Here is a 13,317-nt window from a genome sequence, read left to right as displayed (position 1 = left end):
ACAAGCTGAACACCGTACTACAAAGTAAGCAAGATCAAAAAACACACCTATGGCCAATTTATTTCAAACACTTACAAACACGGTTAAACACTGGTACATTCCATTGATCTTTGGAATTCTGTTTCTGATTTGCGGTTTTTATGTCTTCAGTGTACCGCTGGCAACGTATGTCACACTTTCAATATTCTTTAGTGTTTCATTCTTGTTTTCCGGAATTACAGAAATTTTCTTTTCCTTACAAAACAGTAAATCACTACAGGGATGGGGCTGGTTTCTGGTAAGCGGATTATTAACGACAGCAATAGGTATTTATCTCATTGCTTATCCTCAGATTTCTATGTCTATTCTTCCATTTGTAGTAGGATTCACCTTACTTTTCCGCTCTTTTCAATTATTAGGATTTGCTTTTGATCTAAAGAGTATGAGAATCATGAGCTGGGGGAATGTGGCGCTGGCCAGTGTCGGCGGAATTATTTTTTCTTTACTGCTTATATTTAATCCAGTGTTTACAGGTATTTCTTTAGTTACCTTAACCGGAGTTTCCTTTATTTTTATGGGGATTGCCTCTATTATGCTAGCTTTAGATCTAAGAAAGGTTAAAAATATTCCGGGAAAAGTAAGTCAGGAATTGAGAGAAAAGATCAGATCAATACAGGATGAGATTGATGATCTGAAAAAATAAGTATCCTTACGAAATATATAAAAAGACCTCCACCCGAGGTCTTTTTTGTTAGCGATATAAGAATCTGTTGATAGTTATTTTATACCCATAATATGTTCCGATAATTTTTATGTGCGGGAAATATTCTGGTATTTTCTTTTTTTATTCTATCCTTTTAGCCTTTAGACGAAGGCCGGTGGATATAATGAAGAGTTCGTATTTTCCGGAGCTTGTATTAATTCTGAACTCCAGCCCGTCCCTGGAAGCCGGGTCATAAAAAAAGGTGGTGTCTGAATCCGGAAACAATTCTGTAACTTCTCCTTCCTTATCTGTGAGAATCAGTCTTTTGTCCTTTAGGCTAAGGATGTATTGTTGTTGATTATCAGCTTCCAGTACATATTTACCTTCGAATTTTTTTAGATATTCTTCAGATAACAAAATTGCTTTTCGTTCATTTTTTTTTGGGATTTCATATGGTCTTCCGTCAAGGATTTTTATTACATCTTCAAGGATAGACTGAATAGGAGTATCCGAATAATTACTAACCATTACAAAATCATAATAAGTCTTGGTATTTTTATAAAAGTAGGCACGATATCCCGGTCTTCCTCCAGCCTGTGCCAATACACCGTTTTCGTCAAACAAATCCCGGATAAGATTTTCCTGCAGATATTTACCTGTAAATCCTTCTTTTGCAAAAAGATAGAGGTCTTGGATGGTTGAGACATAATTTCCGGTTTCAAATCGGTCGAGGACCACTGATGGTGCTTTTTTGATTTTGCCTTCATCATTACCGAAGCCCTGCGCAAAATTCTGATATTTTTCCTTGTCGTTATATTCTGAAGTACGAGTAAGCTTCATCGGAGTAAATATCTGGTCTTGAATATAATTGAGATATCCATTTGCAGACACTTTATCTATGATCATATGAAGTAAAAGAAATCCGATATTGGAATATAAAGTTTTTGTTCCCGGTTCAAAAAGCAGTTTTTCTTTTTTTGCCATTTCTATCACTTCTTTTCCGGATATTTTCTGATGTTTTTCATAATCTTTTACTTCTCTTGGCAGCCCGGATTGATGATGAAATAAATGGTTGATAGTAATCTTATCACCGTTTGGAAAGTCAGGAAAGAATTTCGAAAGCTTATCATCCATAGAAATTTTCTTTTCCTCGACAAGTTTTAAAATACCATATTTAACAAATACTTTCGATACGGAAGCAATGATAAAACGGCTGTCTTTACGAACCTTCATCTCTTCGGGTGCAGCTGGCATATTGTAGGTCTTATCAAAAATAGAATTTCCTTTATGAGCAATAATAATGTTACCATTAAATTGATTAAGAAAGGTAAGGGCCGAAAAATACTCATCCAGTTTCTCACGGGTTGGTTTATGATCAGGTTGCTGGGCGTACATAATTGAATATACGAAGAGTAGCAAAACAGCAATATAGGAGGGTATTGGAATTTTCATCAATAATAATTTTTAATTTATATACTGTCTTTCCTTACAGCTAGGTTTTAAAAAACATCATTCAAAGAATTGTTCTACAGTTGATGATGATTAACACCTTCTCAGAATTATATGTCGTTTATTATTGAGAAATGATACAAGAAAAAATAATATAGTCTTGATTTTAAATTTTGAAACATGCGCAAATCTTTTTTAAAGATTATTATAAAACGACAAGTTTTGTCGTCGATTACAAATAATTTTGACTATAATTAAAATATTAAGACACTGCTTGGTGTCAAAAGAAAAAAAGTATTACATTTGTACTTAAGAAAATCATAAGGATGAAAAAAACTTTATCAATTGTTGGATTGAGTTAATACATATCTTAAAGATTAAGGAAGAAAATAAAGACTTACAATCTCAAGCTGAAGAGATCAATAAAAAACTACAACAAATTCTTTCAATAACGAAATAATATATAGATAGATTAATGAATTGATAACCTTAGGTTATTTTTAAACTTTAAAAACTAATAACTATGAAACAAACACTATTGATTGCCGGAATGGCACTCTCAAGCTTGGTCTATGCCCAGAATGCACCGGGCCTTACCGTACAAGATACGAGGAATACCAACGACTTACCGTCTGCTTACAACAATGTACTTAAAGCAGAATTTAAGACCAGAAGTGTAGTAGGAGTTCCCGGAACAGGAAATCACTCCGGAATGTTAACTATCGCACCTTGGTCCGATAATTCGGGGAACAAGCGTCACCAACTTAATTTTAATGATGGAGGTATCTTTTACCGAAATGCTTTGTCGGCAGATCCTCAATGGGGAAGCTGGAGCAAACTATTATTACAGTCCAATGAAGGAAAAGTAAGAATTGGTGCGGACGATCCGGATACCACTTCTGCTGCATTACTTAGAGTGTATGATCCCAACGGCGTTATGATGGAAGTTACCAATTCGTATGGTACATTTCAGATTGCCAAATCAGCTTGTAACGGTTGCTATGGAGGTATGCCCGGAGATACGGTTTTAAGAAACCTTGGTAGTTCTCATAATATTATCATTGCTCAGCCTAATGATAATGATGATGGAAAAACATTTGTAGGGTTTCAGGATGCAAAACGTGGAATATGGATTAAATTCCTGAATAACGGAATTGCCAAATTCGATGGTAAAATTCATGCTAAAGAAGTTGAGGTAAAAGCCAATGTATGGGCAGATTATGTATTTAAGAAAGACTATCAGCTACAATCTTTGGAAGAAGTCGAAAAGCATATTGCTGCAAAAGGACACCTTCCCAATATCCCATCAGCTTCTGAAGTCATCGAAAAAGGAATCAATGTAGCGGAAATGGACGCAAAACTTCTTGAAAAAAATAGAAGAACTTACCCTGTATTCAATTGAGCAAAACAAACAAATTAAGCAACTTCAGGAAGAAAATAAAATTCTAAAATCCCAGTCTGAGGATATTAAGGAATTGAAAAAACAAGTACAGGAAATGCTTTCCACAAAAAAATAATAAGCGATGAAAACAAAACTATTGTCCTTGTTTTCTCTTTTAATTGGTTTTTGGGGTTTTTCGCAAACCGAAGTCTATTTTAAATATGACGAAGCCGGAAACCAACGCTATAGAGGAACCAATCCGTCCGGTAAAAAAGAACCGGCCATTATACCAAAAGAAATTAAGCTGGAAGAACAAGTCAAAAAAACAGTAGCCAGTCAACAAGCTCCTGTGATGGATGAAAAGACATTCATGAAAAACATCAGGCTTTACCCGGTACCGGTGAATGATTATTTAACGATCGACTGGACGGAAGAAGTAGATGGCTTAATTGAATCAGTCTCACTTTACCAGCATAGTACTGTTCACTGGAAGTTCCAGCAGCAGAATTCTCCGGATCTGGGTCGTAAGATCAAAATCAATATGACCGGATATGATTGGGGAGTATATATTCTTCGCTTTACCTTAAAAGATGGAAGAGTGTTTGGGAAAAATGTGACCAAAAGATAAAATCTAGGAAAAATATAATGGGTGTATGCATTGAATAATTATTCATTGCTTTCCATTGTATTGATTTGATTTACATTATCATTAAAAAAAACTAATAACAATGAAACATATTTCATCATTGATGCTGTCCTTGTGTTCAGTATTGGGCTTTTCGCAGACCATACTCTACCAGGCAGAAACGGCATCCCGGACGGTTCAGGATCCACAAACGGTGGTCATGGCCCAAGGGTTTCGAGCCGCGGGGAATGTTTCCAATCCCTTTGTAGCCAAGATAGGCCCGGCTACAGAAAATCCGGGTGGCGGCCCCACCAATTCAGGTGCCGGAGCCACTAATCCAAGCGGAACGTCCGCTCCGGATCAACAAAGTTTTCACGATACCAAAGGTAAAATTGAAGTAAACGGAGGCGGTCAGCTTCAATTTACTTTGCCTATTGCATTGCCTCCGGGTGTGAAATCTGTAGCCCCTCAATTAAACCTGATCTATACGAGTGGTTCCGGAAACGGAATGGCCGGATATGGCTGGAATTTAATGGGAATTACATCCATTTCCAGAATGGGAAAGAATATCGACAAAGACAAGGAAGCTAAGGAAATCAAAATGGATTATTCCGATTATTACAGCTTCAACGGTCAGCGATTGATCTTAAAGTCGGGAGAATATGGGAAAGACGGTGCAGAATATGTCACTGAGAAATTTTCGAATCTTAAAATCAAATCTTTAGGAACCCGGAATGGAGTACAGGGGCCAATGCTTTTCCACGTTACCTTTGAAGATGGCTCTCAGGCCTGGTATGGTGACACAGTATCAGATCCCGGACATGCGAGTGCAGCGAGAACTACCATGGAGTATAACATGGTAAAATGGATGGATGCCCAGGGTAACTATATTACCTATGAATATGAAAAAAATGCTGCTGTACCTACACAAACTTCAACATCAGGAGAAGTAACAAAAATTAAAACCGTTAAATGGGGAGGAAATGAAAAATTGAACAAACCTCATTTTAATGAAATTCAATTTAACTACGGTGTTGATAGAACTGTAAGAGAACTTTCGTATCATCAGGGATATTATTATAATCAGGATAAGCTTTTAAGTGATATTGTGGTTAAAACCAATGCGACTGTTTTTAAGACGTATAAAATCGCCTATACCAATAATAACACCAGTTATCAGTTTGTAGATACCATTACGGAAACCAACGCCAGTGGAGAATCTGCCAATCCGATTAAGTTTGACAGAAAAATTGATAATTCCACTATCAAAGGAACTGAAATTTCCAATAACTTGAATTTAGATAATAAGAATATTTCTGATTTTGACGGTGACGGAAATCTGGATTTATTATATTATCAGACAGCAGCACCCGGATATTATGAATGTCTGGATTACGATGACTATGGACGTTGTGAAAGAGAAGGGGATTATATTCAACCTACAATAGGGGGTACTTATATTGCCTATAATAATTTCTTCGGAGCGAATCCGATAAAAGTTTCCGATCTTAACCTTACAGGTGCTTTAGCGATTAATGCTACCTTGGCCAATGATAAGATGAGACCGGTGAAGTCTTTGTATACCCATAAGGTGGAATCCAATCAGATTAAATTTGATAAATATGTTCTTGATAACACGCAATACGTTCTGAATCAGACAAAGTCGGTTCCTTCATCATTATATGATAAAACCCATGAGGATCCCAGAACTAATCCTACAGATGACCGTATTGTTACAAAATCTTATGTAAGAGAATTCAGGGATGTAGATGTAAACGGAGACGGTCTTTCAGAAGTTATGTTTTCTGTAGAAACCATTATGACGATTTATCCTTATAATGGTCCCATTGATGATCCGAATGTAATAGACGGCGGTACTCCTAATGTTCCGATCCATAGACCTGTAGAATCTTATACCAGCTATGATTTCTATATCCTTAATCCAAATACTGCTGTAAATGATGCGTACTGGGTAGGATCCGGACCGAGAGATCTTTTGAAAGCAGGAATCGCCATGGATTTTGATGGAGATGGAAAGGAAAATTTGGTGGAAGTAACAAGAAACTGGGTAAATAGTAATTTCTTTGTAACCAACGACACCGGAAAATATGTGATGCAGACCAATTATTTTGGTTTCGACGGAGAACATACCGGACTTGTTTTTGGAGACTTCAATGGAGACAGTAAAATGGACTTTATGGTTCCTCAGGGGATTGAAACTTCCAACTGGAAATTATACATGAACCCGGGACAAACTCTTCCTGCAGGAAGTAGTGCTCCAACTTTCAGAGTTCAGGATCTTAACAACTTCTCAGCCTTTACGAAGGATCCTAAGATTGTAGACGAGACCTATCAAAGACAGGCAGCTATCTGGCATTTTGCCAAAGATTTGAATGGTGACGGGAAAAGTGATTTAGTTCGTTTTGAATCCCAGATATTTAAAGCTCACAAATGTTGTAAAGATATAGATTCAAGAAGAGGGTTTAAAATTATGGAATCAACGGGAGTTGATGCTAATGGAAATATCAAGTTTGAACCAAAATATGAAGAAGATTTATGGGGAATGTATTCAGAGATTGGGGCTCACTGGGTTCCGATGAATGTATCACTTCGTATCAATAAAGAAGAAAATCATTTTTTTGTAAAGGTTGAAAATCACTTGTATCGTTACAGCTATTATGATGTAAAAAGCAGAGAAAGAATTTACGCGATTAATCAGGGAGGAATCAAAACTGAAATCGTATATAATGAAATTGACGCCAATGATACAGCGACAGCTAAGTTTTATAAACCAACCACAGTTCAGACCTATCCATATCTTCAGATAGAGCATATGCCACAAAATTTTCTGGTAACTCAGCTTAAGGAGGAAGGTAGAAAGCAGGATTTCAAATACAGAGACCTCATTGTAAACCTTCATGGTAAAGGAGTAATCGGATACAGACAGGCGGCTCGCTCTACCTGGTATGCGGACGGTTTTGAAAACACGAAAATATGGTCAGGAGCAGAAATAGATCCTTTAAATGAAGGGGTCACCCTTAAAGAATGGTCAATTAAAACCAATGACGATAATAAGATATTCCCTACAAATATTTCTGAAAGTAACAATGAGCTTTTAAACTTTAAATCCATAGGATATCAGAAAGATAAATTATTAAATGGACAAGTAACAGCACTGGTACCAAAAACGACACTCGCAAAAGAGTTTTTAACCGGTACAACCACCATTGGTACGATTACCTACGGAGATTATTATCTTCCGGCTCAGACTGTATCTTCGATAAATAACAACTACGGGGTCACTACCTCAACTTTTGAGTATGACCATAATCCATCAGGTATAGGCTCTGATTATTTCATCGGTCGTTCAAAGTCACAAACTGAGACGGTTCAAGCTTATGGAGATACCAGATCATCAAAAGTTGAATATACTTATGAAGGAAATTTACAGAAAACTCTTAAAACATGGAATAGAGATAACACGGGTTACGTTTTAGATACCTATGATTATGACGGATTTGGTAATATTGTGAAAACAGTTACCAGCAATAGTATAGATGCGTTAACTCAGACTACGAGTGCTGCATACGATCCGAAAGGAAGATTCGTTATCAAGAAAACAGATAACCTTGGATTAGAAACGAATATTGACTATAACAATTGGGGACAAATTACATTGCAAACCGATCCCCTTGGAAATACCCTTGAAAATACCTACGATAGTTGGGGAAAACTCTTAAAATCCAAAACGAGTTTAGCAGGTACAACCACTTATCAGTATTTGAGAGATAGTAATGCCAATATCACTCTTATCCAGTATAATCCTGATGGAAATATTTCAAAGAAATATACCAATAGACTAGGACAGGAATATAAAAAGGTAACAAAAGGTTTTGGACAAAATAAATATATTGCCGTATATTCTGTATATGATAAATTAGGCAGAAAAATTCGCGAAACAGAGCCTTATTTTGATCAGGCATCAGAAGAATTACCTGCTAATGTTCAGTGGAATGTTAATGTATATGATGATACCGTTTATCCTACAAAAGTTACCACTACAGGGCTAGCAAAGATTGATGGCCAAGGTCTTATTATTTCTTTCACTGGTAAAAAGATGGAATCTGTCATGACAGGAAATACAGCTTCTGTAAAGGAAGTTAACGGATATGGAAGAATAACCACCAAAACTACCGATGCTTTAGGAAATATAATTGCTACAAATGACAAGGGAGGAAGTATCACTTTTACGTATAATGCCGCCGGAGAGCAAATTAAAGCGCAATACGGAGAGAACGTCGTCATCGCCAAATATGATAGTTGGGGGCGTAAATCGGAATTCAATGATCCTTCCAACGGAGTATATAAATATGAATACAACGGATTTGGACAACCTAAGAAAACCATCAGTCCAAAAGGAACTAAAGAATTTACTTACAATAATTTAGGGCAGCTTATTACTCAAAAAGAAATCTCTACCGTCGATGGTGGTCAGGCTACCGATAAAACCATTACGTATACCTATGATAATAAAGGACGCGTGACTTCTAAAAACGGAACTTCTAAAGGAAAGGCATATAGCTCTAATACATCCTTTGATCCGCAAGGAAGAATACTTTCCTCTTCCGAAAGCAGTAACGATAAGTATTTTATCCAAAAAGGTATTACCTATGATGATAAAGGTAGAATTGTTTCTTACGAAAAAAGCTTATACTCTTCAGGGGTTCTGACTAAAGTAAATGTTGAAAATGTCTATAATGACTGGAACGGTGAGTTATACCAGATTAAAGATAAAAGCTCGGGAAAAGTTTTATGGCAGCTGAAAGATACCAACGCTAAAGGACAGGTGCTTACCTCTTCATTAGGAGCCGCTAATATTATTAATGCCTATGATGAAAATGGATTCCTGACTAAAGTTAATCATTCCTCACAGGTTAAATCCGGAATTCTGGATTTAGGATATACTTTTGATGGTGTTAAGAATGAACTGAAAAGCAGAAGAACAACCGGTGATTTTAATATCATTGAAGAATTCACTTATGATGACAACAACAGATTGGTAAGCTGGACAGATCCTGTGACAGGAGCTAAACCTAATAACCGAAATGTTTACGATGCCGAAGGAAGAATTCTTGAAAATGATCAGGTAGGTACCATAAAATATGGAAATTCTGCCAAGATCTACCAGCCAACAGGAATGACTTTAAATGCAGCCGGAACACAAAATTATAATAATGATCTGATTCAGACGGTTACTTATAATGAGAATAATGATCCTGTATTTATTGACGGTCAGAAAGGAGATGTAGCCTTCCAATATGGGCTTACCAGCATGAGACAGCGAGTTACCTTCGGAGGTAATTTCTCAGCAGATAGCGATGGTAAATTCACGAAGTTTTACAGTGAAGACGGAAGTTTTGAAGTAGTAAAAGATAATACTACAGGCAAAGAAAAACATGTACTTTATATCGGTGGAACACCTTATGAAAGTGACATCATCTATATCAAGAATTATGATGAAACTGGTGGCTCGTATAAATTCTTGCATAAAGATTATTTAGGAAGTATCTTAGCGATTAGTGATGAGGCAGGAAATAAACTAGAGCAAAGACATTTTGATGCCTGGGGTAATTTTACTCATTTACAGATAGGTACAGGCACAATTATCACTGATAAAAATATTATTGATCATGCGGTATTACTGTTAGAAAGAGGATACACCGGTCATGAACATTTTGGTGAGATAGGAATTATTCATATGAACGGAAGATTGTATGATCCGTTATTAAGAAGATTCTTAAATGCAGATGAAAACATTCAGGATCCTAGTAACACACAATCTTACAACAAGTACGGATATGTGATGAACAATCCATTGATGTTTAATGATCCAAGTGGAGAATTTATTCCAATCATATTAGGAATGACTGCTTTTTGGAGTGCTGTTGTCATAGGAGCCGCTGTAGGTTTAGCAGCTTACACAGTTGCCCTTGCTGTAACAGGTAATTTTGATCAATGGAATTTACTGGGAGCCTTTAAGGCAACCTTTACCGGAGCCATATCAGGAGCTGTCACCTTTGGAATAGGAAGTTTATTCTCCGGAGCAGGCGGATGTATTACAGCCGTATCACAGGTCATTAAAGAAACTGTTGGACAAATTGGCTTTGTAATGATCCAGGCAGGAACGCATGCTATTGCACAAGGAATTTTAAGCTCAGTACAAGGAGAAGGTTTCTTAAGTTCAGCCGCTTCCGGTTTCTTTGGAAGTTTAGGAGCTTCCGCTTTTGGAGCAATTGCCCAAGGAGCAGCTAATACTACTGTAGGAACGGTTTTATTTGGAGCACTTTCCGGTGGAATTGGAGCAGAGTTAACAGGAGGTAATTTTTGGCAAGGCGCTTTGATCGGAGGAATTGTGGCAGGTTTGAACCACAAGCTACACGATGTTGTCGGACCAAAAAAGATCATCGCAGGAATTTATGGGGCAGGTGGCCATGGAGCTAGTGATAATCCTGCTCTGGAAGAGATTGTAGAAGGGCTTGGTGGGCGAATGTTTACCAGTTCCTTGGGAGGAGGAGATGGTGAAATTATAGATTACCTGGTAGACGGTTATAAAAAAGGAAGACAAATTGTGATTTACGGACACAGTCGTGGCGGTGCAGCTGCAGTTAGAATATCTAACAAACTGGGAGAAATGAATATCCATGTAGCCGAAGTGAATTTGTTTGACCCTGTTGGTATGTATGGAGGAGGAGATTTTGTATTTACTCATCCTAACGTAATGAAGGTTAATAATTACTACCAAAGAAATCCAACGGATCATTTTTATTTTGCTATTCGATTTGAATTGGCAGATAATCCGTTTAAAGGGAGCCCTGTAAGTGCTAAATTTCAATGGCCTGTTATCAACCAGGTTGATTATACAGGGCAATACTATAAACCGGGTAAACTTGTTACTCACTTAAATATTATAAGAAAAGTCTATGGACGTTAAAATGATAATTTCGCTGTTTTTTTGTTTTCTCTTATTAGGGTGTAATACATCTGAAAATAATCAGATTAAAGTCAGTATAAAAGTAGTTGACTCTTATACTCATGAACCAAGGGTTAATGACCGTGTCAAGGTGCTCATAGGAAAATGGGGGTTTCCAACAAGGCAATATGAGCAGATTGGAGAATATTATACAGATTCTTCCGGAGTAGTAAAACTTAATCTCAGTAAAGATGAGAGATACAGTTTTATGACTTTCGGAGCTAATCATGCATTTGGTTCAGATGAGTATAAAAAAGGAGAATTAAAAAATAACCAGCAGGTTGTCATAGAAGTTGTCCCTCCGGACAAAAAACAATTTAAAATTGAAGAATAATTAAATTCTGGAAACATTCTTATGATCAGATAAATAGTGATCCGCCTCAAATTTTTGAGGCGGATTTTTTTTCATTATATATGCTTTAATAATATATAAAAAAAGAAATCAAAATAGATGGTTGTCATAAATTATGTCGATTAAGACACTAAAAAGTGGATAATTTTATATTAAATCACATTAATATGATTTTGATTTACTAAAAAAGTTAATTTTGCGGTGGTAAAAAAAACTAATTTAACCATGAAAAAAACATTATTGATTGCCGGAATGGCATTTTCAACCTTCATTTTTGCCCAGAACGCGCAGGGCTTAACTATCCACGATACAAGGAGTACCAATGATTTACCCGCAACTTATAACCATGAAGTTAAAGCGGAATTCAAATCAAGAGATATCGTCGGAGTCCCGGGAACAGGAATCTATTCAGCAATGTTAACAATTGCTCCCTGGGGAGATAATTCAGGAAATAAGCGACATCAGCTTAATTTTAACGATGGTGGGATTTTTCACAGAAATGCATTGTCAAGTGATGCTCAATGGGGAAGCTGGAACAAACTTCTCACACAATCCAGTGATGGAAGAGTAAAGATTGGTTTGAATGACCCAGATACAACCTCACCTGCATCATTAAGGGTTTATAGTAATGACAGTACACTTTTCGAAATAGGAAATTCAATAGGAAGATTTCAGATTGCTAAAGTGAGTTGTAATGGATGCTATGGGGGATCAATCGGAGATACTGTTTTAAGAAATCTTGGAAATTCCCATAACATTATTATTGCTCAGCCTAATGATGGTAATGATGGAGGATCGTTTGTAGGATTTCAGGATGGTACACGCGGAATCTGGATTAAATTCCTGAATAACGGAATTGCCAAATTCGATGGTAAAATTCATGCTAAAGAAGTTGAGGTAAAAGCCAATGTATGGGCAGATTATGTATTTGAGAAAGACTATCAGTTAAAATCTTTGGAAGAAGTTGAAAAACATATTGCAGATAAAGGACATCTTCCTAATATTCCATCAGCTTCCGAAGTCATCGAAAAAGGAATCAATGTAGCGGAAATGGACGCCAGACTTCTTGAAAAAATAGAAGAACTTACCCTGTATTCAATTGAGCAAAATAAAAAAATAAATCAGCTGCAACTAGAGAACAAAATCCTGAAATCTCAGTCTGAAAAGATTAATCAGTTAGAGAAACAGGTCCAGCAGCTATTGACCTCTCAAAAATAATACCCCATGAAAAAGAAATTACTATCTCTCTCTTCTCTTTTGATAGGTTTTTGGGGGTTTTCACAAACCGAAGTCTATTTCAAATATGATGAAGCTGGCAACCAACGCTACAGAGGAACCAATGCCTCTGGCAAAAAAGATCCTGAGCTTATACCAATTAAACTGGAAGAACAAGTCAAAAAAACAGTAGCCAGTCAACAAGCTCCTGTGATGGATGAAAAGACATTTCTGAAAAACATCAGGCTTTACCCGGTACCGGTGAATGATTATTTAACGATCGACTGGACGGAAGAAGTAGACAGTTTAATCGAATCAGTCTCACTTTACCAGCATAGTACAGTTCACTGGAAGTTCCAGCAGCAGAATTCTCCGGATCTGGGTCGTAAGATCAAAATCAATATGACCGGATATGACTGGGGAGTATATATTCTTCGCTTTACCTTAAAAGATGGAAGAGTGTTTGGGAAAAATGTGACCAAAAGATAAAATCTAGAAAAAATATAATGGGTGTATGCATTGAATAATTATTCATTGCTTTCCATTGTATTGATTTGATTTACATTATCATTTATAAAAAAAC

At 36.7% G+C, this 13,317-nt stretch carries 7 protein-coding genes and 1 pseudogene; 7 read left to right on the top strand and 1 reads right to left on the bottom strand.

Annotated elements, in window-relative coordinates:
* Window positions 1-49: 49 nt before the first annotated feature.
* Window positions 50-682: a DUF308 domain-containing protein gene (locus tag H3Z85_04235; protein QPQ52666.1), complete on the top strand. Its 633-nt coding sequence runs from the start codon at window positions 50-52 to the stop codon at window positions 680-682.
* A gap of 141 nt (window positions 683-823) precedes the next feature.
* Here the strand turns inward: H3Z85_04235 and H3Z85_04230 are convergent, their stop codons facing one another.
* Window positions 824-2,134, bottom strand: a complete 1,311-nt coding sequence (locus H3Z85_04230; protein ID QPQ52665.1) for a beta-lactamase family protein — start codon at window positions 2,132-2,134, stop codon at window positions 824-826.
* 520 nt (window positions 2,135-2,654) lie between these two features.
* Here H3Z85_04230 and H3Z85_04225 point away from each other — a divergent pair.
* The 6 genes and pseudogenes from H3Z85_04225 (at window position 2,655) to H3Z85_04200 (ending at window position 13,223) form a co-directional block, all read left to right on the top strand.
* Window positions 2,655-3,648: pseudogene (locus H3Z85_04225) on the top strand (cell wall anchor protein).
* A 6-nt stretch (window positions 3,649-3,654) separates the two neighbouring features.
* A complete protein-coding gene (locus H3Z85_04220) occupies window positions 3,655-4,140 on the top strand; it encodes a hypothetical protein (GenBank protein QPQ52664.1) in 486 nt (161 codons plus the stop codon).
* A 100-nt stretch (window positions 4,141-4,240) separates the two neighbouring features.
* Window positions 4,241-11,128 carry a hypothetical protein gene (locus tag H3Z85_04215; GenBank protein QPQ52663.1) on the top strand — a complete coding sequence of 2,296 codons (6,888 nt, stop codon included), beginning with the start codon at window positions 4,241-4,243 and terminating at the stop codon, window positions 11,126-11,128.
* 1 nt (window position 11,129) lies between these two features.
* Window positions 11,130-11,501 (top strand): hypothetical protein, encoded by a 372-nt coding sequence (locus tag H3Z85_04210; GenBank protein ID QPQ52662.1) that lies wholly within the window; start codon window positions 11,130-11,132, stop codon window positions 11,499-11,501.
* A 243-nt stretch (window positions 11,502-11,744) separates the two neighbouring features.
* Window positions 11,745-12,737 (top strand): cell wall anchor protein, encoded by a 993-nt coding sequence (locus tag H3Z85_04205; protein ID QPQ52661.1) that lies wholly within the window; start codon window positions 11,745-11,747, stop codon window positions 12,735-12,737.
* A 6-nt stretch (window positions 12,738-12,743) separates the two neighbouring features.
* Window positions 12,744-13,223 carry a hypothetical protein gene (locus H3Z85_04200; protein QPQ52660.1) on the top strand — a complete coding sequence of 160 codons (480 nt, stop codon included), beginning with the start codon at window positions 12,744-12,746 and terminating at the stop codon, window positions 13,221-13,223.
* Window positions 13,224-13,317: the final 94 nt, after the last annotated feature.

Source organism: Chryseobacterium indologenes (assembly GCA_016025055.1).
GTDB classification, from domain to species: domain Bacteria; phylum Bacteroidota; class Bacteroidia; order Flavobacteriales; family Weeksellaceae; genus Chryseobacterium; species Chryseobacterium indologenes.
This window is presented reverse-complemented; position numbering and strand designations above follow the sequence as displayed.

Coding starts and splice junctions, on each gene's coding strand:
- H3Z85_04235 (QPQ52666.1), top strand. CDS start 50: ATGGCCAATTTATTTCAAACACTTACAAACACGGTTAAACACTGGTAC.
- H3Z85_04230 (QPQ52665.1), bottom strand. CDS start 2,134: ATGAAAATTCCAATACCCTCCTATATTGCTGTTTTGCTACTCTTCGTA.
- H3Z85_04220 (QPQ52664.1), top strand. CDS start 3,655: ATGAAAACAAAACTATTGTCCTTGTTTTCTCTTTTAATTGGTTTTTGG.
- H3Z85_04215 (QPQ52663.1), top strand. CDS start 4,241: ATGAAACATATTTCATCATTGATGCTGTCCTTGTGTTCAGTATTGGGC.
- H3Z85_04210 (QPQ52662.1), top strand. CDS start 11,130: ATGATAATTTCGCTGTTTTTTTGTTTTCTCTTATTAGGGTGTAATACA.
- H3Z85_04205 (QPQ52661.1), top strand. CDS start 11,745: ATGAAAAAAACATTATTGATTGCCGGAATGGCATTTTCAACCTTCATT.
- H3Z85_04200 (QPQ52660.1), top strand. CDS start 12,744: ATGAAAAAGAAATTACTATCTCTCTCTTCTCTTTTGATAGGTTTTTGG.